The organism is Photobacterium sp. CCB-ST2H9 (genome assembly GCF_023151555.2).
Lineage (GTDB): Bacteria > Pseudomonadota > Gammaproteobacteria > Enterobacterales > Vibrionaceae > Photobacterium.
Window position 1 is genome coordinate 136,503 of sequence record NZ_CP100425.1, and the last position, 22,622, is coordinate 159,124.

Sequence of the window (22,622 nt, forward strand, 5' to 3'; positions counted from 1 at the left end):
TTCCTGTCCGCGACGGCTTGCTACAATAGGGCATCATTCAATGTGATTGATTGAACACATTCTATCACCCTTTACAGGGGCTGTTGATCTTTTGGTAGTCAAATCCGCGCCGGATAATGCCGTTTTTGCAGCAGGTTATGATAACACGCTGTTGTATGGTACCTGGTTGTGTAACTCACGTTTTGTGCCTTGATCTGAAGGCGGTAAAAGTGGGCCCGGGATGAACCCCAAGGACAAGAGTTCCAGGAATTGAATTGGGAAGATGTCGAGATTCAAGCAGATTTATCAGCCTGCGCTGGACAGTGCCGACTGGCAGCTGGCGACGGCACTGCCGCCAGCTCAGGCCGGGTTGGAAAGCTGGCTCCATGAACAGGGTTCGCTGTCGCGCCGCTTTGCCCGCTATTGTCATCAGTTCAGCGTCCGCCTGCTGGGACAGCACCCGGTACGCGCCGGGGCGTTACAGCCGGGAGAACAGCAACTGCTGGGGGATGTGGATTGCCTGGAACGCAGTGTTTTGCTGGAAGGTGACGGTGTTCCCTGGGTATTTGCCCGGACATTGATCCCGTTGCCGACCCTGACCGGTGATGAGCATGATCTGGCACAACTGGGTGAACTGCCGCTGGGCTACCGGGTATTTACGGATCAAAGTGCCCGCCGGGATGCACTGCAGCTCGCGAAACTCAGTCTGGAAGGGCAGCCGCTGTGGGCGCGACGATCCCGCCTGTGGGTCAAGGAAAAACCTATGCTGGTGGCGGAGCTGTTCCTGGCCCCGGCGCCAGTCTATCAGGATGACGGCGAGCTGGGCTCGCCGTTCAAACATCATCTGTCAGTCGCCCATACTCAAAAGCCGGCGACAGGCTTCGAGCAAAAATAGGAGAACCTGGGTTTGGAGATGACCAAGGCAAGGGCGTACTGGCAGCTGGCCCGTATGGACCGCCCGATCGGCAGCCTGCTGCTGATGTGGCCAACGTTATGGGCGTTGTTTCTCGCTGCAGACGGCATGCCGGATTTCAATGTGTTACTGGTATTTATTCTCGGTGTCTTCAGCATGCGGGCTGCCGGTTGTGTCATCAATGATTATGCCGACCGTCACTTCGACGGCCACGTAAAACGGACTGCTCAGCGACCCTTGCCATCCGGACGGATCAGCGAGCGGGAAGCGCTGGCCTTTTTTGTGTGTCTATCCCTGATCTCCTTTGGCCTGGTGCTGACCATGAATGCATTGACCATTCAGCTGTCGGTCATCGGGCTGATACTTGCTGCCGCTTATCCGTTCATGAAGCGTTATACTCATTTGCCGCAGTTCGTGCTGGGAATGGCGTTTGGCTGGGCGATTCCCATGGCTTATGCCGCTCAGTCAGGAAGTTTGCCTCCCGTTGCCTGGCTGCTGTTTGCTGCCAATATCCTGTGGACCATTGCTTATGACACTCAGTACGCCATGGTTGACCGGGATGATGACCTTAAGGTCGGAATCAAATCGACGGCAATTTTGTTTGGCCGGTACGACAAACGAATCATTGGTTTGTTGCAACTGGGGACGCTGGGACTGTTGATTCTGGTGGGAATGCAACTGGAACTGTCGCAGGTGTATTACTGGGGGCTGCTGGGTGCGGCTGCGCTGTTTGTTTACCAGCAGATGCTGATCCGGGGTCGGGAACGAGAACCCTGCTTCCAGGCTTTTCTGAATAACAACTATGCCGGTATGGTGGTGTGGCTGGGTATTGCAGCCAGTCTGCTGCTCTGACGCCTTGATGTTCTGAGGTCTGGAAAGATAATCAAACGCCCGCAATTTGCGGGCGTTTTTCGTTTCGGCTTTCAGCTTATGCGTCAGTTGTTTCCGGCGCGGGTTCTTTTTTCTCTTCCCGGTTCATCACTGCCTGAATGGTCAGTTTGACTGACGGTGAGACCAGATCAGCCAGCAGATCGGCCAGCTCAGCCACCGGACGGGACACAGCATGGTTCTCTTCGTTGAGATAGCCTTGCTGGCGCAGGGTTTTCACCAGTGAAGAGAACACCCCTTTGTCGAAGAACTCCGGAGCATTGATCCCGTGCAGACGGCTCAGACGCTGGGCCATCATCTGGCTTTGCTGTTCCAGATCGCTTTTCATCAGTTGTGGCTCACTGCGCAGCAGGGTCAGCGTAATCGCATAGCGTTGCAGGGTTTCACTGATGGTGTTGCCCAGCAATTGCAGCGGCGCGATGCGGGTACTGTTGAGTGACAGCTCATCACCGTCGCTCAGGATCAGTCGCTGGCGGACCAGTTCATCGATCAGAATATCAATCGCATCCGGTAAGTCCGTTTCGTCAAAACGCAGGTACAGCTCTGCTTTGAGGAATGGATACAGCAGGCTGATCTGACGGTGCATTTCTGCCCGGCTCAGGCGCTGGTGGTACACCACAATGTGTGCAATCAGTGAAGGCAGTGCAAACAGATGGATGATGTTGTTGCGGTAATAAGTCATCAGCAGTGATTGTTTGCGATCCAGCGAGACGATGTCGCCCAGAGTGTCGCGTTCTACCAGGAACTTATCCATGCTGATGGCATGTTCAACCAGCGCCGCCGCCTCCTCGGAAGGCAGCGTACAGTCCGGTGAATATGGTGTATTGCGGAGCAACTGCAGGTAGCAGTCGATCTGCTGTTCCAGCTCTTCCCGGCTCAGCGCGCGCTGACGTGAAGCCAGCAGCGCCAGGGCGCAGAGGGTCAGGCCGTTGGTGGCGGCAGCATCGTTGATATGGGTCATCATCTTGTCCGCCAGACGGTTGACCACAGGGTTCAGCCATTGCGGTCGTTGTGGTTCGATCGGGTCGACATCCTGACGCCATTCCGGCACCTGTTCATTCAGATACTGGTTCAGCGGAATCGGCTCACCGAAGTTGACATAGCCCTGGCCGAAGTTACGCAGTTTGCGCAGGGTACGCAGGACCTGGCCCAGGTTTTCCTTTTCTTTACGTTTTCCGCGCAGCTCTTTGGCGTAGGTGGCTACTTCCATCACATGTTCGTAGCCGATATAGACCGGAACCAGAGTCACCGGGCGGTTCAGGCCACGCAGCATCGCCTGAATGGTCATCGACAACATACCGGTTTTCGGTGCCAGCAGACGGCCGGTGCGGGAGCGGCCGCCTTCACTGAAGTATTCGACTGAGTAGCCTTTGGCAAAGAGCTCACCGAGATACTCACGGAACACTGTAGAATAGAGGCGGTTGCCTTTAAAGCTGCGGCGAATGAAGAACGCGCCGCCGCGGCGGAAAATCGGCCCGGCCGGGAAGAAGTTCAGGTTGATGCCGGCTGCAATGTGCGGCGGAACCATACCTTCCTGATACAGGACGTATGAAAGCAGCAGGTAGTCCATGTGGCTGCGGTGACAGGGCACGTAGACGATTTCGTGACCATCCTGAGCCAGTTGGCGGACACGCTGTGCGTTGGTGACATTAATGCCCTGATAGATGCGGTTCCAGAGCCAGCTCAGGAAGCGATCACCATGGCGGACCAGGCTGTAGGAGAAATCTGCGGCAATTTCTTCCATCATGTCGATGGCTTCTTTGCGGACTTTTTCCAGTGGAACGTCACGGCTGGCGGCTTCTTCCTGGACAACCTTTTCAATGGCTTTAGAAGCCAGCAGGCGGTTAAACAGTGCCTGACGCTGGGGCAGGCGAGGGCCGGCTGCAGCTAATTTCTGACGGGAGAAATGAATCTTGGCCACCCGTGCCAGCTTAATGGCGATGGTGTCATCGGCGCCGTATTTATCTGCCATGAAACGCAGCGAGACCGTCGGGCTTAAGCGGACCAGACAATCACGGCCCTGCGCCAGAACGGCAAAACATTTTTCCGGGCCATTCAGAGCTTTGAGAATTGGTTTGCCTTCGCCTTCTGTGCCCGGTTTACGGCCCCAGAGTACAGATGCAGGCAGCAGCTGGACGTCAAGTTCACCATCCGTTTTATGGGCGGTCAGTAAATCCGTGAACAGGGCCAGCGATGCCGCCGGGATCTGACCATTGCTGCCGAAAATGCTCGGGCTGTCTGCCACAAACACAAAACGGGGAAATTCACGGCCGTGAATCACCATGGGCTGCAGCGGATCCGGAAGTCCGTTGGCCCGGGCGGCAGCACTCAGCGTCAGCAAATCGGTTTGCGAGCTGAATGGCAGGGTATAGATAATGGGACGGTTCAGATCCAGTGTGAGTTCTGCCACGGGATCGGATGGAATAGTGCGGGTCTTCACCAGTAAAGAAAGCGGCAAATTCAGTAAACTTTGCGTGATTTTCTGCCAACTTGACATGTTTATAACTAGCCTCGAAAACTTAATGCGAGGCAAGGATAGCAGAAAACGCGCCGGGTTTTGCTGTGAAAAAATCAATACAGCGAGGGAAAATATGAATTTTTTGTCTTCCGGACCCGCTGCGTGCTTTGGGGCGTATTGCATTGATGCTACACCTTTTATATTGAGGTGACTTCGGTATATGGCCTTTTCAAAACAGTGAACACTGGATATACTCACAGTGAACTGTATAAAAAGACAGGGTATGTCATGAAGCCGCTAACGCCACGCCAACAAGAAGTCTTTGATCTCATCAAAGCAAAAATTGAAGAAACCGGGATGCCGCCGACGCGTGCGGAGATTGCCCGTGAACTTGGATTCCGTTCTGCCAATGCGGCAGAAGAGCATTTAAAAGCACTGGCCCGGAAACAGGTGATTGAAATTGTACCGGGTGCCTCCCGCGGGATCCGCCTGCTGGTAAACGACGATGCTGCTGAAGAGCACGGTTTGCCTTTGATTGGACGGGTTGCAGCCGGAGAGCCGATTCTGGCTCAGGAGCATGTGGAAACTCACTATGATGTCGATCCGTCAATGTTCAAGCCACAGGCAGATTTTCTGCTGAGAGTGAACGGCATGAGCATGAAAGATATCGGGATTCTGGATGGTGACCTGCTTGCGGTTCATAAAACCCAGGATGTCCGCAACGGACAGGTTGTTGTTGCCCGGGTGGATGATGATGTCACCGTGAAGCGTCTGGAGAAAAAAGGCGCTCAGGTTCTGCTGCATGCTGAAAATGAAGCATTCGAACCGATTGTGGTTGATCTGACTCAACAGCAGCTGACAATTGAAGGAATTGCGGTTGGTGTGATCCGCAATGGTGACTGGAGCTAATTGCAACGGCGTCGCAAAGGGCAGATGATTTCTTTGCAATTATAAATGAGAGTTATTATCATTCCACTATTGCTTTGGAGATGATAATGACGAAATCTGCCCGCTACCATATCCCGGCTGCATTATTACAGCCGCTCTGGCTGCGCAGCCGTGAGAGTCTGGTTGACAATGGGTTGATCTATGACCCCCTCGCTGCTGCGGCCTGCCAGCAATGTCATCTGGCACCGGATTGCCTGACCGGCAATGTCGACCGGCATCAGTTGCTGCATGCAACGCTAACCCTGCTGGTGGATCAGCGTGTGCATCATTTTCTCCGTCGCTTTCCGAACGGCCACGTGATTAATGTCGGGGCCGGGCTGGATACCCGTTTTTATCGTCTGGACAACGGCCGCTGCCGCTGGCTGGAACTGGACTGTGATGAAAATCTGCTGTGGCGCCAGCGCCTGTTCCACCGGAGCGAGCGGTACCGGATGCGTTCAGGTTCGGTGACGGATCTCAGCTGGTTATCTCAGCTGCCGACGTCGTTTTCGTCCCCGGTCATGCTGGTGTGTGATCAGGCGCTGTTACAGGCGACAGAGACCGAGGTTGCCCGCTTTGTGCAGCGCATGGGCTGCCATTTCAATCAGCTGGAGCTTTGTCTGGTCCTGGCTGGAGACCGGTGTGACAGCACGCTGGGTCAGAGTCTGGGAACTCAGACGTATGCGCATGGCTTTGATGATCCGACAGCTCAGTTGCTGCAATGGCTGCCCTGGGCAGAAGTTATTTCCAGCCATTCTCCGCTGGATGTGTCCTGTCCACGCTGGCGTCCATGGCACCGCTGGTTGTCTCTCCTGTCGGCATTTCGTCACCGCCTGACTCCTGTGGTGACCCACCTGCGTTTTTGAGCCAGGCATGGTGCCTGCTGATTACCTTCCTGAGTCAATGGTCATCATTCTATTGAGATGATCATTCATAATTTTCTGCCAAATTTCTTCAACTGATACCGGAGCCGCGGCTGTTCGGGTCTTGACTATTTCTGACGCAAATTTTTGTTCATTCTCCGAAATCTGTCCTAAGTTAAATGTAAACAAGCTGTTAAGGCTACTTGCGCTGATGAGGAATTCTGGCGGGCAGACTATCGGTCACAACGGACGCGATAGGGCGATTGCCGGTCAGAACGACCGAAGGAGGGATCCGAACAATGATGCGGCAATTGTTTTATGGATTACTGGGCGGATTCGTTTTGCCAGTGATGGCAGAAACCAAATCGATGCCGTTGAATATGACTCAGGGGGTAACCGGGGTCAGTCAGCAGGTGTATTCGCTGCACATGACGATTTTTTACATCTGTGTGGCAATTGGACTGGTGGTCTTCGGCGTGATGTTCTGGGCCATTATTCATCATCGTAAATCACGTGGTGCCGTGGCCGCGTCCTTCCATGAAAGCACCCGGGTCGAGTTGCTCTGGACCCTGATCCCCTTTGTGATTCTGATTTTGATGGCGATTCCGGCGACCAAGACCCTGCTGGCGATGGAAGACACCACTCAGCCCGATCTCACTATTCAGATTACCGGTTCTCAGTGGAAGTGGCATTACCGCTATTTCGACGAAGATGTCGCATTTTATTCCAACTTAGCAACTTCAGACGCAGAGATTAACAACGAGCGTCAAAAACGCGGGAATTATCTGCTGGAAGTGGATCACCCGCTGGTTGTTCCGGTTGGTCAGAAAATTCGTTTCCTGATGACCTCGCAGGATGTGATTCATTCCTGGTGGGTGCCGGCATTCGCCGTGAAGAAAGATGCGAATCCGGGCTTTATCAACGAAGCCTGGACCAAAATTGATGAACCCGGGATTTACCGCGGTCAGTGTGCGGAATTGTGCGGTAAGAGCCATGGCTTTATGCCGATTGTAGTCATTGCCAAGCCACAGGCTGAATATGAAGAGTGGCTGCAAACGACCAAGGTGGCTCAGCGGGAAGCGCGTGAGGAAGAGCAGCGACTGCTGGATATGGAAATGCCGATGGATGAGCTGATGGCCATGGGCGAGAAGGTCTACAACACCCGTTGTGCGGTCTGCCATCAGGTCAACGGTCAGGGTTTACCCGGCGCCTTTCCGGCGCTGGCCGGTAGTGCGATTGCGACGGATCCGGCTAAAAAGCTCGAACATATCAGCGTTGTGGTCCACGGGCGAAACGGGACAGCCATGCAGGCATTCGGGCCTCAGCTCAGCCTGAAAGAGCTGGCCGCTGTAATTACATATGAGCGGAATGCCTGGGGAAATAATACCGGTGACACCGTGCAGGCAGCAGAAGTTCAGGCTGTCCTGAAAGGCGAAGCGCTTTAGAGTTGAGGGAGTGACCAATCATGACTGACATGTTGCGTGAGCAGGCGGTGGACGAGACCACCCATACTGAACATGACGCGCATCACCACAGCGGGATTAAGCGCTGGCTGTTTACCACCAACCATAAAGACATCGGTACTTTGTATCTGCTGTTCAGTTTTGCGATGTTCCTGACCGGCGGTGCGATGGCGATGGTGATCCGGGCGGAATTGTTCCAGCCGGGACTGCAGCTGGTGGAACCGAACTTTTTTAACCAGATGACGACTGTTCATGGCCTGATCATGGTGTTTGGTGCCGTGATGCCTGCATTTACCGGATTGGCGAACTGGATGGTGCCGATGATGATCGGGGCGCCGGATATGGCCTTACCGCGCATGAACAACTGGAGTTTCTGGATCCTGCCTTTTGCTTTTACCATGTTGCTGGCCTCACTGTTTATGGAAGGGGGTGGTCCGAATTTCGGCTGGACTTTCTATGCACCGCTGTCGACCACTTTCAGTCCGCAAAGTACCGGTTTGTTTGTGTTCGCCATCCATATCATGGGGATCAGCTCGATCATGGGGGCGATTAACGTCATCGTCACTATCGTCAACCTGCGTGCACCGGGCATGACTTACATGAAGATGCCCCTGTTTGCCTGGACCTGGCTGATTACGGCATTCCTGCTGATTGCGGTCATGCCGGTGCTGGCGGGGGCGGTGACCATGGTGCTGACCGATAAATTCTTCGGGACCAGTTTCTTTGATGCGGCTGGGGGCGGTGATCCCGTGATGTTCCAGCATATCTTCTGGTTCTTTGGTCATCCCGAAGTCTATATCATGATTTTGCCGAGTTTCGGTATCATTTCGGCGATAGTTCCGACCTTTTCCCGTAAAAAGCTCTTCGGCTACAGTTCCATGGTGTACGCGACGGCGTCTATTGCGGGTCTGAGCTTCTTAGTCTGGGCGCACCACATGTTTACCACCGGGATGCCGGTGGCCGCTGAACTGTTCTTCATGTACTGCACCATGCTGATTTCGGTGCCGACTGGGGTGAAAGTCTTTAACTGGGTTGCCACCATGTGGCGTGGTTCACTGACCTTTGAAGTCCCCATGCTGTTTGCGATTGCGTTCATCATTCTGTTCACCATCGGTGGATTCTCGGGGCTGATGCTGGCGATTACGCCGGCGGATTTCCAGTATCACGATACCTATTTTGTGGTGGCGCATTTTCACTATGTGCTGGTGTCCGGAGCGATCTTCTCCATCATGGCCGCGGCTTATTACTGGTTACCGAAATGGACCGGGCACATGTTTGATGAGCGTCTGGCGAAGTGGCATTTCTGGTGCTCGGTGATTTCCGTGAACATCCTGTTCTTCCCGATGCACTTTTTGGGACTGGCGGGGATGCCGCGGCGGATCCCGGATTATGCGCTGCAGTTTGCTGATGTAAATGCCATTGTCAGTATCGGAGGCTTCATGTTTGGCCTGTCGCAACTGATTTTCCTGGCGGTACTCATTAAATGCATTCGCGGTGGCGAACCTGCGGGCGCGAAGCCCTGGGATGGCGCTGAAGGTTTGGAGTGGACGGTTCCGTCACCGGCGCCTCATCACACATTTTCTACCCCACCGAAAGTGGACTAAGGAGGCCATATGGCTGACTCAGAAAAGGGCAAGAAGAAGTCGTTGCTGCTCCTGATTGTGCTGTCACTGGGGATGTTCGGCTTCGCGTTCGCTTTGGTACCGCTGTACAACGTATTTTGCGAGGTGACCGGGATTAACGGCAAAACCTCGGATCAGGCTGCTGTGGCCAGTGAACTGGTCGATGAAAAACGCAGTATCACCGTGGAGTTTATTGCCTATGTGAATCCGGGAATGGCCTGGCGTTTTGAGCCTGAAGTCCGGCGCATGGTGGTTCATCCCGGTGAAACGCACAAGGTTCTGTTTTCGGCAGTGAACCTGACTCAGAAGGACACCGTGGGGCAGGCTGTGCCTTCGGTTTCTCCGGGCCAGGGCGCGCTGTACTTCAATAAAATCGAATGTTTTTGCTTTAACCGTCAGCCACTGGCGGCCGGAGCGTCGGCAGAACTGCCTTTGCTGTTCTACATCGACCCCGAGCTGCCGGAAGATATCAATACCCTGACACTGGCTTACACCTTGTTCAACGCCCAGCCTGACGCTGCGGCACAGACACAATGAGGTCGACCATGGCAAATCCTTACTCAGAGCATGATCAGTCCCTGACACCGCCGCATGAACCCTATTATGTGCCCAGCGCCAGTGCCTGGCCGATTGTCGGGGCTCTGGCACTGTTTTTGATTGCCATGGGCGCAGGGGCCACCGTTGGCGGGCTGTTTGGTGGCAATGGTCCCTGGATTCTGATGTCCGGGGTCGGCTTGCTGCTGCTGATGTTGGTGGGCTGGTTCCGCGACGTGATTCGGGAGTCGATGACCGGACTCTACAGCTCCCAGATGGATCGCTCTTTCCGGCAGGGGATGAGCTGGTTCATTTTCTCGGAAGTGATGTTCTTTGCCGCATTTTTCGGCGCGTTGTTTTATGCCCGGATGATTGCCGTGCCCTGGCTGGGCGGGGCGGGCAATAACGCCATGACCCATGCCGTCCTGTGGCCTGAATTTGTCGCACACTGGCCGCTGATTCTGACCCCGGGGGGCACGGAAACGCAGGCCATGGAAGCCATTGGTCTGCCTTTTTACAACACCATGATTCTGCTGACCTCATCTGTCACTGTGCATATGGCCCATACGGCGCTGGAGAACGATAACCGTCCGCGCCTGACCCTGTTCCTGCTGCTGACCGTGTTGCTCGGCTGGCTCTTTGTGTATCTGCAGGGGGTGGAGTACATCCATGCTTACGAAGAGATGGGGCTGACGCTGGATTCCGGGATCTACGGAAACACCTTCTTTATGCTGACCGGCTTTCACGGGATGCACGTAACCCTGGGGACCATCATCCTGTTTATTGTCTGGCTGCGGGTGCTGAAAGGGCACTTTTCCTCGGAACATCACTTCGCATTTCAGGCCGGTGCCTGGTACTGGCATTTTGTGGATGTGGTCTGGTTGGGACTGTTTATCTTTGTGTACATCCTTTAGCCGAGTCAGTAAGGGCGAGGGTTCGGTTCGATGAGACCGGTTGCCACCGCCAGTAACAAGAGGGCAAAGAGCAGGACAGAAAACAGTACCCGGCGACCCAGGTAGTGAGACATCGGTTTGCCCTGTTTGCCTTTGAGCATCACAGGCAGTGCCCGGAACAGGTTCAACAGGATAAAAATCAGCAGGCAGACAATCAGGGCTTTCAGCAGCATGGCATCTCCGTGGTTGGCTGAATCAGGGGCGGCTGACACGGGGTTCAGGGCGCGATGAGACGGACAGGATTTGTTCTATTTACTTTGGTGGTCTTCTTCGGGCTGGTCAAGCTGGGAATGTGGCAGCTCTCACGCGGTCAGGAAAAAGAAATTCTGTCGGCAGCACTCAAGCTCAGGGGAGAGCAGACCTACTTCAGTGTTGCCAGTTTACCGGAGGATCCGCTGTGGTACCGGGTGAAATTCAGCGGCGAGTTTGACCACAGCAAAGCGATATTGCTGGATAACCAGCTGGATCAGGGGAAGCCGGGCTACCACCTGTTTTATCCGTTCCGGACCGAAAATGGTGCCTGGCTGCTGGTAAATCTGGGGTGGATTGCCGCTCCGCAGTACCGAGAGCAGTTGCCGGTTTTACCGGAACACCACGGACTGGTGCAACTGTCTGGCACCATTGCGCCGCCGTCACAGTTACCGGAGCTGAGCTCTGCCGGGGATGAAAACGGCTGGCCCCGAAGGGTCCAGAATATCAGGCCAGAGGTGCTGGCGATCGCAACCGGACTGCCATTGCCGGATTGGGTGGTGCAGATTGCCCCTGATGATCCGCTGGCGCTGAAGCAAAATTGGCAGCCTGTGGTGATGGGGGCGCAGAAACATTATGCCTACGCGGTTCAGTGGTTTCTGATGGCGGTGGCCATCGCCGGACTGGCCTGGTGGTGGCTGAAGCGGCATCCAGCCAGAGAGAAGGGGAATCCGGAATGAAAAAACACCTCAGCCTGTTATTGCTGCTACTTGCCTTCGTTCTGCCGGTGATCGCCGCCAAGCTGGTTTTGGAAAACCATTGGTATCAGGGCGGGGTGACAAACCGGGGGCAGTTACTGGAGCAGCCCGTGGTGTCTGACTGGCTGGCGAAACCGGGCAAATGGCAACTGATTTACCTGTTGCCGGACATGTGTGATACCCGGTGCCAGGGCGCTCTGTTTAACCTGCGTCAGGTGCCGCTGGCGATGGGGGCAGAGCTGGAGCGAATTTCCAGTCTGGTTCTGGTGTCTGCAGAACGCAGCGCGGCGCTGCCGGATGCCAGCAGTCTGGTGAGCGGAGGTGGGGTGGTTCTGGCTGCACCGGGGCCGGTTCTCCGCCAGTTTCAGAAGCTGGAACAGAAGAGTATCGGGGCGATTTACATCGCTGATCCTCAGGGGAATGTGATGATGGCTTACCCGCTGGTTGAGGGCAAAACGCAGGTACTGGCTCAGGGCAAGGACATACTTCGTGATCTCAAACGTTTACTCAAAGTTTCCAAGATAGGCTGATGGAGCATATCTCATGTGCTCAGTCTCAAAAGCTAAGGAGTGGCGATGTTTCCGATGGTTTCTTCTCAATCCCGCCAACCGGACCGGCTGTTGACCTGGCTGGTTGGTCTGACTTTTCTGCTGGCTGTGACCGTGATTGCGCTGGGCGCCTATACCCGGCTGACGGAAGCCGGGCTGGGGTGTCCGGACTGGCCCGGCTGTTATGGTTTTCTGAGTGTGCCGCAAACGGATGCCCAGCACGCACTGGCTCAGCAGGCGTTTCCTGATCACCCGGTGGAAGTTCATAAAGCACGGAATGAAATGCTGCACCGCTATGTGGCGGGCTCTTTGGGACTGCTGATTCTGGCGATCAATATGCTGGCCTGGCGTCGAAGTGACCGGCCGCGTCGGTTACCGCTGGTTTTACTGGGAATCGTGTTCGGTCAGGCCATGCTGGGGATGTGGACCGTGACCATGGCCCTCAAGCCTGTGGTGGTCATGGGTCATTTGTTGGGTGGGTTTACGACGGCCAGCCTGTTGCTGGTGCTCTGGCTGCGGCTGGTTAATGCTAATCGGACAGCCAGCCGGGCACGAGCGACCGGTGCGCCCATTCCCTTTGGTGTCCGGCGGCTGGCGGTGGCTGCACTGGTGGTGGTGGCGCTGCAAATTGCTCTCGGCGGCTGGACGGCTGCCAACTACGCCGCAGTGGTCTGTACCCAGTTGCCGGTCTGTGAAGTGGACTGGGTCAGCAAGTTTGATATCACTGCCTTTGAACCCTGGCAGCCGGGGTTTCAGACCTATCAGTATGGCGTGCTGAATTTTGACCAGCGGGTGTCTATTCATGCGGCGCACCGGATCGGCGCCATGATCACGACGCTGGTGGTGCTGTTGCTGGGCTGGCGGCTGTGGCGAATAGGCTGGCGCCGTCATGCGATGGCAGTGATGCTACTGCTGGCTGTGCAGGCCGGGCTGGGGGTAACCAATGTGCTGGCCAGTCTGCCCTTGCCGGTTGCTGTCGCCCATAACCTCGGCGGATTGTGTTTGTTGCTGGGGATGCTTACGATTTGTCTGGCGTTGTATCGTGCGCGTCCGGTCGTGAGTGAGGAGAGCGCAGCAATTTTGTCTCAATCAACAATGAACCACGACAGGTTAGCCGGGCAAAGATCCGGACAGGGAACTTTGAACGCCATGACGCCGAAGTCGGGCTGACACCCGCAGGATGATTCAGGGAGGAAAGGAATATGGCGAAATCACAGATACTGGAACAGCGCCAGATAGCTTTGTCTGGCCGCCACTGGCGTCAGATCGGCCGCGATTACCTGATCATGACCAAGCCGAAGGTTGTCGCCATGCTGCTGTTAACTGCACTGGTGGGAATGTGCCTGGCGGTGCCCGGTATTCCGCCGTTGAAGGCTGTGCTGCTGGGGTTATTCGGGATTGGTTTTCAGTCGGCGGCTGCCGCGGCGCTGAATCATGTGCTGGACCGGCAGCTCGACGCCAAAATGGCACGCACGCATCATCGCCCGCTGGCCCGGGGACGGGTGCCGACCCTCAATGCCGTGACCTTTGCAACCCTGCTGATGGTCATTGGTTTTGTCTTGCTGTGGCAGTTGAATGCACTGACGGCCTGGCTGACCTTTGCCAGTCTGGTGGGGTATGCACTGGTTTATACGGTCTGGCTCAAACACGCGACGCCTCAGAATATCGTCATCGGTGGTCTGGCGGGGGCTGCCCCACCACTGCTTGGTTGGGCGGCGGTCACCGGCCAGTTTGATCCCCATGCGCTGCTGCTGGTGATGCTGGTGTTTGCCTGGACCCCGCCGCATTTCTGGGCGCTGGCCATTCATCGCCGGGATGATTACGCCAAGGCTGATATTCCGATGCTCCCGGTGACGCATGGCATCGCTTTCACCAAAACCATGGTGCTGCTTTATACCCTCTTGCTGACACTGACTGGCCTGCTGCCCTGGCTGACCGGCATGAGCGGTTTGTTGTACCTGATCGGTAGTCTGGCTCTGAATCTCGGATTTGTGGGTTATGCCCTGAAGCTGAAGTTTGCCGATCAGCCCGGTCATGCCTGGGCGACATTCAAATACTCGATCTGGCATCTGCTGGGGCTGTTTCTGGTGCTGCTGGCCGATCACTGGCTGATGGTGGTTCTGCAATAATCAGGGGATGGCCGGCGGTGAATTGTCTCGCTGCCGGCGAACCTTTACACTCTGCGGCTGAAGTATTTGAAGAATCATGGAGTTCCCGTGCTGGCCGCATTAAAAGATGTCACTCTTCACCGTCAGGTTTTCGCACTGGCGCTTCCCATGGTCTTATCGAATATCACGGTACCGCTGCTCGGGCTGGTGGATGCTGCGGTGATCGGTCATCTGGAGCATGCCTGGTATCTGGGCGGAGTGGCCGTCGGCGGCACCATGATCAGTGTGACCTTCTGGCTGCTCGGATTTCTGCGGATGGCAACCACCGGGCTGTGTGCTCAGGCGTATGGCGCCAGCAATAAAAAAGCTCAGGCGATGGTGTTGTTGCAGGGGCTGGCGCTGGCCTGGGGACTGGCGTTACTGCTGATCCTCTGCCACCGCCTGATCGCCGGGACGGTGTTCCATTTCAGTGATGCCAGTGACGCTGTGAAAACCTATGCGGATCAGTATTTTTCCATCCGGATCTGGGGTGCCCCGGCGGCCCTGGCGAATTTCGTGATCATGGGCTGGCTGCTGGGCAGTCAGAATGCCCGTCTGCCGATGTGGTTATTGATCATCACTAACAGTGTGAACATTTTGCTGGATGTGGTGTTCGTTCTCGGGCTGGGCTGGCAGGTGAAAGGGGCGGCGGCAGCATCGGTGATTGCAGAGTACAGCGGGATGGTGCTGGGCTTGTCTTTTGTATCACGTCAGTGGCTGGTTCACGCGCTGCCGGATTGGCGCAAGCTGCTGAATCAGGTCGGTCAGGGGGTTGATCGCTTGCTTCGTCTCAACCGGGATATTTTTTTGCGGAGCTTGTGCCTGCAACTGGCATTCAGTTTTATGACCTTTCAGGGGGCGAGTCTGGGCGATAATGTCGTGGCTGCCAATGCGGTGCTGATGAGCTTCCTGATGCTGGTGTCCTATGGGATGGACGGTTTTGCCTACGCGATGGAAGCCATGGTCGGGAAGGCAATTGGCGCCAGAAACAGGGATGCACTCGGGCGGACCCTGATCAGCACGACATTCTGGAGCCTGGTCATTGCTGTGCTGATGACACTGGCCTTTTCCTGCTTTGGTCCGCAAATCATCAGTCTGATTTCCGATATTCCCGCGGTTCAGTCAGAAGCTTCCCGTTACTTGCCCTGGCTGGCGGCTGTGCCTTTGGTCTCGATGTGGTGCTTCTTGCTGGATGGTATTTTCATCGGAGCGACCCGGGGGCGGGAAATGCGGAACAGTATGTTCGTGGCGACCTGTACATTCTTTCTGATCTGGCAATTATTCCACAGCTTCGGAAACCATGCGCTATGGGCAGCAATGTTGGCGTTTCTTGGCATGCGCGGTCTGTCGCTGGCGGCTATTTTTGTCTATCAGTGGCAAAAAAATATTTTTCTTGAAGAGGCCAGTGCCAACAAATAGTTAGCATATTTTATGCTGCTTAATCCATCAGGATCTGTTTAATCATCTGTCCTTTCTCATTGAAAGTGTTTAAAATATAGCCTGTTTTTTGATTTGACAGGTTGAAAATGAAACGAAAATTCGGTGCTTTTTTATTGCTTATTATGAGCTTAGGCTGGTGTTTTCATGCGAGTGCCATGCCGTCCGGCTCCAAAATTTCAGTGACGGCTACGGCCTATAATTCGCTGTCTTCCCAGACAGACGGGAACCCTTCCATTGCTGCCTGGGGAGACCGGCTCAAACCGGGAATGAAGGCAATTGCAGTCTCCCGGGATCTGCTGAGAATGGGCCTGAAACACGGTTCCAAAGTAAAAATCTCCGGTCTGCCGGGTGAATATGTGGTGCTGGATAAAATGCACCGTCGCTGGTCAAAGAAGATTGATATCTACATGGGGCGCGATGTGAGAGCGGCCAAGAACTGGGGCCGACGAAAGGTAACCATCACGGTCGTCGAAGCCTGATACGCAAAATACCTAGCCGAATAATCAACGACATTATCCTGATAGGCATTAAGCGAAGTACAAAGCAGACAGACAGCAAAAAAGCCGCAGTTGCGGCTTTTTGTTTATCTGTTGTTGAGCGGGTCAGTGTAGGGAGCTTACCCGATTCAACTCAGTAGTAAGAGTGATCGCCGCGTGCGTGTTCGGTCACATCGCGCACACCGGTCAGTTCACCGCTGAACTCGGCCAGCAGCTGTTTTTCGATCCCTTCTTTCAAGGTCACGTCGACCATTGAACAGCCATTACAACCGCCGCCGAACTGCAGAATTGCCACGCCGTCTTCGGTGATTTCTGACAGGGATACATGACCGCCGTGTCCTGCCAGCTGCGGGTTGACCTGAGTCTGGATCACATAGTCCACGCGCTCCATCAGCGGTGCGTCGTTGGACACTTTGCGGACTTTGGCGTTCGGTGCTTTCAGGGTCAGCTGAGAGCCCATTTTGTCGGTGACAAAATCGATCTCTGCATCTTCCAGAAATGGCAGGCTCAGCTCATCGATATAAGCAGAAAACATGTTGAACTTCAGTTCAGTGTCACTGGCTTCGATGGCTTCCGGCGGACAGTAAGATACGCCGCATTCAGCGTTCGGGGTACCCGGGTTGACCACGAAGACACGGATGTTGGTGCCTTCCGGCTGCTGGGCCAGCAGCTTAACGAAATGCTGTTGCGCAGTTTCTGAAATAGTAATCATAGACACGACGTTATACCTGACTTAGTAAGCGTAAAACTTATTCTACTCTCTGGCGCGGGAACACGCACCCATGAATCTTGTGTGGTTTTTTTGAACAGCAGCCCGTCTCGCCTCCGGATCAGCGCTGATGCGGGGTGAATCCCAGGCAATACACATCAACCCGGCTGACGTGTTGCTGTCTGAGCAATTGTGCCAGAACCGACACCGTACTGCCGGTAGTGACGACATCGTCCACCAGGGCGACGTGCGCCGGCCACGTTCTACTATTCAGTATAAATGCCTGCCGCAGATTCTGCAGACGGGCCTGCCGGGTCAGCTGATGCTGAGGGCGGGCCCATTGTGTCCGTCGCAAAGCCCGACTGTCGGTTTCCCCGCCCGTCAGTGCCGCGAGTGCATCCGCCAGCAGGGCACTCTGGTTGAACCCTCGTATCAGGCGTCGCCAGGGATGCATGGGAACCGGCAGCAGCAGGGGCGCGGGATCGATAAGCTGCGCGGCCAGTAACCGGGCCAGCGGCTGACTCAGCCAGAACTTGCGCTGAAACTTGTACTGCTGGATCAGACGATTCAGCGGAAACGCATATTCACCCAGCCGGACAAGGTGATCCCAGGGCGGTGGCTGGCGCAGGCAGTAGCCGCAGTGAGGGACTGGCTCCGGGGTCGTGGCTCCGCATCGGTGGCAGTACGGTGGCTGAGGCAGGCTGGTCAGACAGGGCTGACACCACAAGTGATCGCCGTCACGCAGTGGTAAACGACAGAGTGCGCATTGCTGGTTTGGCCAGCGAAAGATTGATCTTACGGCCACAGGGGATAACATCCTTGCCATCCGGTTTTTTGGTAAAGGAAGTGTACATGGCGGCATCGGTCTACTGGCAAACATTCGGTCCCGAGACGGGACAGAGTTCCGATCTGGTTCTCATTCACGGCTGGGGAATGAACGGCGCCGTGTGGCAGCATCTGGTCCCACAGCTGGAAAGCCGCTACCGGATTCACGTGGTGGATATGCCGGGCTATGGTCACAGTGCTGAGGTTTCAGCCGGGACCGTCGAAGCGATGGCGGAATCTTTGCTGCACGGTGCGCCGGAAGAAGCCGTCTGGCTGGGCTGGTCACTCGGTGGTCTGGTCGCCAAGCAGGCGGCACTGATGGCCCCGGCACGTGTCAGTAAGCTGGTCACCGTTGCGAGTTCTCCCTGTTTTGCGGCCACGGACGACTGGCGCGGGATCAAGCCTCAGGTTCTGAGCGATTTCCAGCAGCAGCTCAGTGAAGATTTTGCCATGACCGTCGAACGCTTTATGGCGTTGCAGGCCATGGGGAGTCCCACGGCCCGACAGGATATCAAACAGCTCAGGCAGGCTGTGCTGTCTCGTCCGCAACCGTCACTGGCAGCGCTGGCGCAGGGGCTGGAGATGCTGGCTGAAGTGGATTTACGCAAACATCTGATTCAGATTCGCCAGCCCTGGCTGCGTCTGTATGGCCGGCTGGATGGTCTGGTACCGGCAAAAGTGGCCTCGGATATGGATCTGCTGGCGCCGGATTCTCAGAAAATGATGTTTACCAAGGCATCACATGCACCTTTTATTTCCCATCCGGAAGATTTCATCGGTGCGCTGCAAGCCTTTATGGAGGAATCGCTGCCGGAGACTGCCGCGACCACTCCGGTATAAAGATTAAAGTCTGTGATTGGGTGGCCGATAATCTTTGAATCATGGCGTTTTTTTCTGCCATGATAAAGGTATCAGTGAGGCGCACGGCGGCATGGGCTTGAGTGCGCAGGATGAGTGACAGTGTTGCAGTCTGAAGGAGTCACCAAAACATGATCGTGTCGCCCCTGAATGCCGGTATACCGACACTGGCGCCGTCGGTGAATCCGATGACCGAGCAGGCTGCGCGGGACAATAAGGTCCGCGAAAAAGTCCGCCCGGCCACTGCAAGCCTGGCTTCTGGCAGTGAACCGTCACTGAAAGGCGATGAGAAGCAGATGAAGCGTCCCGGCTGGGATCCCAGTGAGCATCCGGATTATGAAGCACTGGATGTTGCCCATCATCAGGGCTACGGTTATCAGCAGGAATTTGAGCAACTGGTTCTGGCGCTGTCGGCTGACAATTATCTGAAAGATGTCAGCGAGCTGGGTTACAGTATGCACATCCGCCTGCCCCGGGCACTGCTTGAAGAGCTGGGGAAAATCAGTCAGATGGAACGCGTACGCAGTGTGATCCGTTTTAAATATGCACAGTCGACGGTGCCAAATCCACCGACGGAAATGCTGAAGATTGTCTGAGCGCAGCGGATATAAAAAAGGCGGGTCGAAACCCGCCTTTTTTGTTTGTTCCGTGTGAATGTTATTTCTTCGCTTTGGCAAACGCCGCAGCAAAAGCACCACCCATGGCGTTGTTACCCGGTTGGTTGTCACGTTGCTGGCGGGGCGCATGGCGCTGGTTGTTCTGACGGGCGCCGCCTTTCGGCTTGCGCTCGGCTTCCTGACCCGGCTCATCGCTCAGGCGCATCGACATGCCGATTCGCTTGCGCTGCAGGTCGACTTCCATCACTTTCACTTTCACAACGTCACCGGCTTTCACCACTTCTCGCGGATCCGAAACAAACTTGTCCGACAGCGCAGAAATGTGGACCAGGCCATCCTGATGAACGCCGACATCGACGAATGCACCAAAGTTGGTCACATTGGTGATCACGCCCTCCAGCACCATGCCCGGCACCAGATCCTTCACCTCATGGATGCCTTCGGCAAAGGTTGCGGTTTTGAACTCAGGACGTGGGTCACGGCCCGGTTTGTCCAGCTCACCAATGATGTCGGTCACAGTCGGCAGGCCGACTTCTTCTGTGGTGTAATCGGCTGCTTTCAGGCCGCGCAGGAATTCACTGTTGCCAATCAGCGCATCCAGCGGCTTCCCGTTTTTAGCCGCGATGTTTTTGACGACATCATAGGATTCCGGGTGAACCGCCGAAGCATCCAGCGGGTTCTTGCCGTTCATAATCCGCAGGAAACCGGCACACTGCTCGAACGCTTTCGGCCCCAGACGCGGCACTTTTTTCAGCGTGGTGCGGGCATCAAAGCGGCCGTGCTCGTCACGGTAAGCCACGATATTGCTGGCAATAGTCGATGACAGACCAGCAACACGGGTCAGCAGGGCAGGTGAGGCCGTATTCACATCCACACCGACGGCGTTCACACAGTCTTCGACCACGGCATCCAGACGTTTCGCCAGATTGCTCTGGCTGACATCGTGCTGGTACTGGCCCACACCGATGGATTTCGGATCGATTTTCACCAGCTCCGCCAGCGGGTCCTGCAGGCGTCGGCCAATGGAGACTGCACCGCGCAGCGACACATCCAGATTCGGGAACTCGTTGGCGGCCAGTTCAGATGCGGAGTACACCGATGCACCGGCTTCGCTGACCATGACGCTCTGAACCTTCAGGTTGTTGTCTTTCAGCAACTGGGCGACAAAGCTGTCTGTTTCACGTGAAGCAGTCCCGTTCCCGATCGCAATCAGATCGACATTGTGTTTGGTGATCAGTGCCAGCACAGTGGCGGCCGACTGAGCCACCTGTTTCTGCGGCTGGTGCGGATAGATGGTGGCGGTATCGACCAGTTTACCTGTGCTGTCGACGACGGCTACTTTACACCCGGTACGAAGGCCCGGGTCAAGTGCCAGTGTCATGCGCGGACCGGCAGGTGCGGCCATCAGCAGATCTTTCAGGTTATCCGCAAAGACCTGCATCGCGCCGTCTTCAGCTTTCTCGCGCAGGGCCGCCATCAGCTCGGTTTCCATGTGCATCAGAATCTTGATGCGCCAGGCCCAGCTGATCACCTGCTTGCGCCAGCTGTCTGCTGGCTGGCTGCCCAGATTCACGCCGTAGTGATCGGCAATCATGACTTCACAGTAAGAGCCGCGCACACCTTCTTCCTGAGTCGGATCGGCATTCAGTGCCAGCTGCAGGACACCTTCATTGCGGCCGCGGAACATGGCCAGTGCCCGGTGTGACGGGACCTGAGACAGCTTTTCATTGTGCTCAAAGTAGTCTTTGAATTTCGCGCCTTCCTGCTCCTTGCCTTCCACCACACGGGCGGTCAGCTCAGCATTGGATTGCAAGTGGCGGCGGATTTTATCCAGCAGGGCTGCGTCTTCCGCGAAACGTTCCATCAGAATGGCACGCGCGCCGTCCAGCGCGGCTTTGGTATCGGCCACACCTTTGTCGGCAGACACATAGCTTGCCGCACTATTTTCCGGATCGTTTTCCGGTTGTGACCACAGCAGGTCAGCCAGCGGTTCCAGACCGGCTTCAATCGCGATCTGGCCCTTGGTGCGGCGCTTGGGTTTATACGGCAGGTACAAGTCTTCCAGCCGGGTTTTACTGTCGGCCGACAGGATTTCGGCTTCCAGTGCCGGGGTCAGTTTATCCTGCTCTGAAATCGATTTGAGGATTACCTGACGGCGGTCTTCCAGCTCGCGTAAATAGCCCAGACGGGACTCCAGATTACGCAGTTGGGTATCGTCCAGCCCGCCGGTAACTTCTTTCCGGTATCGGGCGATGAAAGGGACGGTGTTGCCGTCATCGAGTAGCGCCACGGCTGCGGCAACCTGCTGCGTGTTGACATTCAGCTCAGACGCAATCAGGTGATTGATACTCGCGGTCATAGAATTCCTTTGGATACAGTTTTTCTCAGGTGGCCCATCTAACCATAATTCCGCACGTCAGTCAGCGTTCTTGCGCCCGCAATATGTCAGGAGTTTGCCAGCTTCGCGGTCAGGTGTGATCTTTGTGCAGGCGTGAACGGCTGTCTATTCACAAAAAGTGGGAAGATATTTCATCCGCCGGGTCTCTGGTCAGAAGAATAATGGTGAAAGATACACTGTATTTTTGAATATGGGGTGAAGGCTCATCACGATATTTACGTCAGCAGGTTATTTATTTTAGATTTGTCTTAACTAATGTTGTGGTTTTAATTTTGTGAATATTATTTCTATTTTGTTTCGATTTTATTTTTATGTGTTCATGTAAATGAAATTTCAGTTTATTCCGAATGATTTTTTTGATTACTCTGTAATTAACTATACCTAATCTATTTTTATGCACACCAATAGCAATATTATTTTTTATTCATGGGTTGATATGCTGCGCATCCGAAAAATGAATGACACATGACAGCGATATTGTGCTCTCGAGAGCTGGTCGTGTTTGTGGAAACAGGGGAAATCTATTTCAGCGCTGAGTTGAATGATTGAGGCGTGATAAGATTTTTCGTGTCTGAGAATATTCAGCCTTATTTTGTTCTTTGTAAATATATTCTGTTCGGGGAATCATGAAAAGTAACTGGTATTTTAGAGCGTTGATATTTTGTTTGGGGTGAAATGCGACTCACTTCATTGAATTTATTAAATGTGTTTTTCCATTATTGACAGAATGTCTGGCAAAAGGCATTTCTTTCTCGCACAGATGTAATACCAGAAATATCGAACTCCCAATAAAGTAATCACAGTAAAGAATTAATTTGAACAAATCTGAAACCTTATTGGTTTTCGGAGAGTTGTACATTGCAGTTGTTCTGGTGTTGCTTTGTCACCCTGTATTCCAGACTCAATGCAGAGATGAAAATGATCAATCGGATGCTTTTGCGGTGATGGCCGGTGTCCTGGAATTGTGGCGTTTCATCTGCATAGCCATGGCTGCAGCCATTAATATTTATTCGCTCCGCTGACGAAAACCAGTGCG

Annotated in this window: 22 protein-coding genes; 17 read left to right on the forward strand and 5 right to left on the reverse strand. The window is 54.8% G+C overall.

Translation table 11 applies throughout. The features are described 5' to 3' along the window. The first annotated feature begins 262 nt into the window (after positions 1-262). Together L4174_RS00635 and ubiA are read left to right on the forward strand one after the other, a co-directional pair. Positions 263-874 carry a chorismate lyase gene (locus tag L4174_RS00635; protein ID WP_248144529.1) on the forward strand — a complete coding sequence of 204 codons (612 nt, stop codon included), beginning with the start codon at positions 263-265 and terminating at the stop codon, positions 872-874. A gap of 12 nt (positions 875-886) precedes the next feature. Continuing rightward, positions 887-1,744: a 4-hydroxybenzoate octaprenyltransferase gene (gene ubiA / locus L4174_RS00640; RefSeq protein ID WP_248144528.1), complete on the forward strand. Its 858-nt coding sequence runs from the start codon at positions 887-889 to the stop codon at positions 1,742-1,744. A gap of 76 nt (positions 1,745-1,820) precedes the next feature. Here ubiA and plsB read toward each other — a convergent pair whose 3' ends face one another. Next, entirely contained in the window at positions 1,821-4,277 is a 2,457-nt protein-coding gene (gene plsB, locus L4174_RS00645) for a glycerol-3-phosphate 1-O-acyltransferase PlsB (RefSeq protein ID WP_248144527.1), read from the reverse strand. 249 nt (positions 4,278-4,526) lie between these two features. Here plsB and lexA point away from each other — a divergent pair, with 249 nt between their 5' ends. From lexA to L4174_RS00675, 6 genes are all read left to right on the forward strand, one after another. After that, positions 4,527-5,147, forward strand: coding sequence for a transcriptional repressor LexA (gene lexA / locus L4174_RS00650; protein ID WP_248144526.1), 621 nt, complete (start codon positions 4,527-4,529; stop codon positions 5,145-5,147). Between the two features lie 86 nt (positions 5,148-5,233). Further along, positions 5,234-6,031 (forward strand): class I SAM-dependent methyltransferase, encoded by a 798-nt coding sequence (locus tag L4174_RS00655; RefSeq protein WP_248144525.1) that lies wholly within the window; start codon positions 5,234-5,236, stop codon positions 6,029-6,031. Positions 6,032-6,327: 296 nt separating this feature from the next. Next, entirely contained in the window at positions 6,328-7,473 is a 1,146-nt protein-coding gene (gene coxB, locus L4174_RS00660) for a cytochrome c oxidase subunit II (protein WP_248144524.1), read from the forward strand. Between the two features lie 20 nt (positions 7,474-7,493). Next, on the forward strand, positions 7,494-9,095 hold the full coding sequence (gene ctaD / locus L4174_RS00665) for a cytochrome c oxidase subunit I (protein ID WP_248144523.1): 1,602 nt from the start codon (positions 7,494-7,496) through the stop codon (positions 9,093-9,095). 9 nt (positions 9,096-9,104) lie between these two features. Continuing rightward, entirely contained in the window at positions 9,105-9,650 is a 546-nt protein-coding gene (locus L4174_RS00670; protein ID WP_248144522.1) for a cytochrome c oxidase assembly protein, read from the forward strand. Positions 9,651-9,658: 8 nt separating this feature from the next. Next, positions 9,659-10,561: a cytochrome c oxidase subunit 3 gene (locus L4174_RS00675; protein WP_248144521.1), complete on the forward strand. Its 903-nt coding sequence runs from the start codon at positions 9,659-9,661 to the stop codon at positions 10,559-10,561. A gap of 5 nt (positions 10,562-10,566) precedes the next feature. Here the strand turns inward: L4174_RS00675 and L4174_RS00680 are convergent, their stop codons facing one another. Next, positions 10,567-10,773: a DUF2909 family protein gene (locus tag L4174_RS00680; RefSeq protein ID WP_248144520.1), complete on the reverse strand. Its 207-nt coding sequence runs from the start codon at positions 10,771-10,773 to the stop codon at positions 10,567-10,569. A gap of 54 nt (positions 10,774-10,827) precedes the next feature. On the opposite strand from L4174_RS00680, the gene L4174_RS00685 reads away from it, so the two are divergent. The 6 genes from L4174_RS00685 to L4174_RS00710 all read left to right on the forward strand — a co-directional run bounded on the left by L4174_RS00685 (position 10,828) and on the right by L4174_RS00710 (position 16,161). After that, positions 10,828-11,529: an SURF1 family protein gene (locus L4174_RS00685; RefSeq protein WP_248144519.1), complete on the forward strand. Its 702-nt coding sequence runs from the start codon at positions 10,828-10,830 to the stop codon at positions 11,527-11,529. Next, complete coding sequence (locus L4174_RS00690) at positions 11,526-12,077, forward strand: cytochrome oxidase (RefSeq protein WP_248144518.1); 552 nt, start codon at positions 11,526-11,528, stop codon at positions 12,075-12,077. Before L4174_RS00685 ends, L4174_RS00690 begins: the two co-directional genes overlap by 4 nt. A gap of 45 nt (positions 12,078-12,122) precedes the next feature. After that, on the forward strand, positions 12,123-13,265 hold the full coding sequence (locus L4174_RS00695; RefSeq protein WP_371929363.1) for a heme A synthase: 1,143 nt from the start codon (positions 12,123-12,125) through the stop codon (positions 13,263-13,265). A gap of 32 nt (positions 13,266-13,297) precedes the next feature. Then, the gene (gene cyoE, locus L4174_RS00700; RefSeq protein ID WP_248144517.1) at positions 13,298-14,224 is read left to right on the forward strand and encodes a heme o synthase; all 927 of its coding nucleotides are present in this window, start codon (positions 13,298-13,300) and stop codon (positions 14,222-14,224) included. Positions 14,225-14,311: 87 nt separating this feature from the next. After that, complete coding sequence (gene dinF, locus L4174_RS00705) at positions 14,312-15,661, forward strand: MATE family efflux transporter DinF (protein ID WP_248144516.1); 1,350 nt, start codon at positions 14,312-14,314, stop codon at positions 15,659-15,661. A gap of 143 nt (positions 15,662-15,804) precedes the next feature. After that, positions 15,805-16,161 (forward strand): 3D domain-containing protein, encoded by a 357-nt coding sequence (locus tag L4174_RS00710; RefSeq protein ID WP_371929387.1) that lies wholly within the window; start codon positions 15,805-15,807, stop codon positions 16,159-16,161. Positions 16,162-16,312: 151 nt separating this feature from the next. Here L4174_RS00710 and nfuA read toward each other — a convergent pair whose 3' ends face one another. Beyond that, a complete protein-coding gene (nfuA, locus tag L4174_RS00715; RefSeq protein ID WP_371929388.1) occupies positions 16,313-16,891 on the reverse strand; it encodes a Fe-S biogenesis protein NfuA in 579 nt (192 codons plus the stop codon). 118 nt (positions 16,892-17,009) lie between these two features. After that, entirely contained in the window at positions 17,010-17,693 is a 684-nt protein-coding gene (locus L4174_RS00720; protein WP_248144513.1) for a ComF family protein, read from the reverse strand. Between the two features lie 47 nt (positions 17,694-17,740). Between L4174_RS00720 and bioH the strand changes: the two genes are divergently transcribed. Continuing rightward, positions 17,741-18,553, forward strand: a complete 813-nt coding sequence (bioH, locus tag L4174_RS00725) for a pimeloyl-ACP methyl ester esterase BioH (RefSeq protein ID WP_248144512.1) — start codon at positions 17,741-17,743, stop codon at positions 18,551-18,553. A 149-nt stretch (positions 18,554-18,702) separates the two neighbouring features. After that, a complete protein-coding gene (locus L4174_RS00730) occupies positions 18,703-19,167 on the forward strand; it encodes an ATP-dependent Lon protease (RefSeq protein WP_248144511.1) in 465 nt (154 codons plus the stop codon). A gap of 61 nt (positions 19,168-19,228) precedes the next feature. On the opposite strand, the gene L4174_RS00735 is transcribed toward L4174_RS00730, so the two are convergent. Further along, entirely contained in the window at positions 19,229-21,547 is a 2,319-nt protein-coding gene (locus L4174_RS00735) for a Tex family protein (RefSeq protein WP_248144510.1), read from the reverse strand. A gap of 854 nt (positions 21,548-22,401) precedes the next feature. Between L4174_RS00735 and L4174_RS00740 the strand changes: the two genes are divergently transcribed. Beyond that, positions 22,402-22,608, forward strand: coding sequence for a hypothetical protein (locus tag L4174_RS00740; RefSeq protein ID WP_248144509.1), 207 nt, complete (start codon positions 22,402-22,404; stop codon positions 22,606-22,608). The last annotated feature ends 14 nt before the right edge of the window (positions 22,609-22,622 follow it).

What these genes read in the sequence shown, in the direction of transcription:
- L4174_RS00635 (WP_248144529.1), top strand. Translation starts at nt 263, where the DNA reads ATGTCGAGATTCAAGCAGATTTATCAGCCTGCGCTGGACAGTGCCGAC.
- plsB (WP_248144527.1), bottom strand. Translation starts at nt 4,277, where the DNA reads ATGTCAAGTTGGCAGAAAATCACGCAAAGTTTACTGAATTTGCCGCTT.
- lexA (WP_248144526.1), top strand. Translation starts at nt 4,527, where the DNA reads ATGAAGCCGCTAACGCCACGCCAACAAGAAGTCTTTGATCTCATCAAA.
- L4174_RS00655 (WP_248144525.1), top strand. Translation starts at nt 5,234, where the DNA reads ATGACGAAATCTGCCCGCTACCATATCCCGGCTGCATTATTACAGCCG.
- coxB (WP_248144524.1), top strand. Translation starts at nt 6,328, where the DNA reads ATGATGCGGCAATTGTTTTATGGATTACTGGGCGGATTCGTTTTGCCA.
- ctaD (WP_248144523.1), top strand. Translation starts at nt 7,494, where the DNA reads ATGACTGACATGTTGCGTGAGCAGGCGGTGGACGAGACCACCCATACT.
- L4174_RS00670 (WP_248144522.1), top strand. Translation starts at nt 9,105, where the DNA reads ATGGCTGACTCAGAAAAGGGCAAGAAGAAGTCGTTGCTGCTCCTGATT.
- L4174_RS00675 (WP_248144521.1), top strand. Translation starts at nt 9,659, where the DNA reads ATGGCAAATCCTTACTCAGAGCATGATCAGTCCCTGACACCGCCGCAT.
- L4174_RS00680 (WP_248144520.1), bottom strand. Translation starts at nt 10,773, where the DNA reads ATGCTGCTGAAAGCCCTGATTGTCTGCCTGCTGATTTTTATCCTGTTG.
- L4174_RS00685 (WP_248144519.1), top strand. Translation starts at nt 10,828, where the DNA reads ATGAGACGGACAGGATTTGTTCTATTTACTTTGGTGGTCTTCTTCGGG.
- L4174_RS00690 (WP_248144518.1), top strand. Translation starts at nt 11,526, where the DNA reads ATGAAAAAACACCTCAGCCTGTTATTGCTGCTACTTGCCTTCGTTCTG.
- L4174_RS00695 (WP_371929363.1), top strand. Translation starts at nt 12,123, where the DNA reads ATGTTTCCGATGGTTTCTTCTCAATCCCGCCAACCGGACCGGCTGTTG.
- cyoE (WP_248144517.1), top strand. Translation starts at nt 13,298, where the DNA reads ATGGCGAAATCACAGATACTGGAACAGCGCCAGATAGCTTTGTCTGGC.
- L4174_RS00710 (WP_371929387.1), top strand. Translation starts at nt 15,805, where the DNA reads ATGAGCTTAGGCTGGTGTTTTCATGCGAGTGCCATGCCGTCCGGCTCC.
- nfuA (WP_371929388.1), bottom strand. Translation starts at nt 16,891, where the DNA reads ATGATTACTATTTCAGAAACTGCGCAACAGCATTTCGTTAAGCTGCTG.
- bioH (WP_248144512.1), top strand. Translation starts at nt 17,741, where the DNA reads ATGGCGGCATCGGTCTACTGGCAAACATTCGGTCCCGAGACGGGACAG.
- L4174_RS00730 (WP_248144511.1), top strand. Translation starts at nt 18,703, where the DNA reads ATGATCGTGTCGCCCCTGAATGCCGGTATACCGACACTGGCGCCGTCG.
- L4174_RS00735 (WP_248144510.1), bottom strand. Translation starts at nt 21,547, where the DNA reads ATGACCGCGAGTATCAATCACCTGATTGCGTCTGAGCTGAATGTCAAC.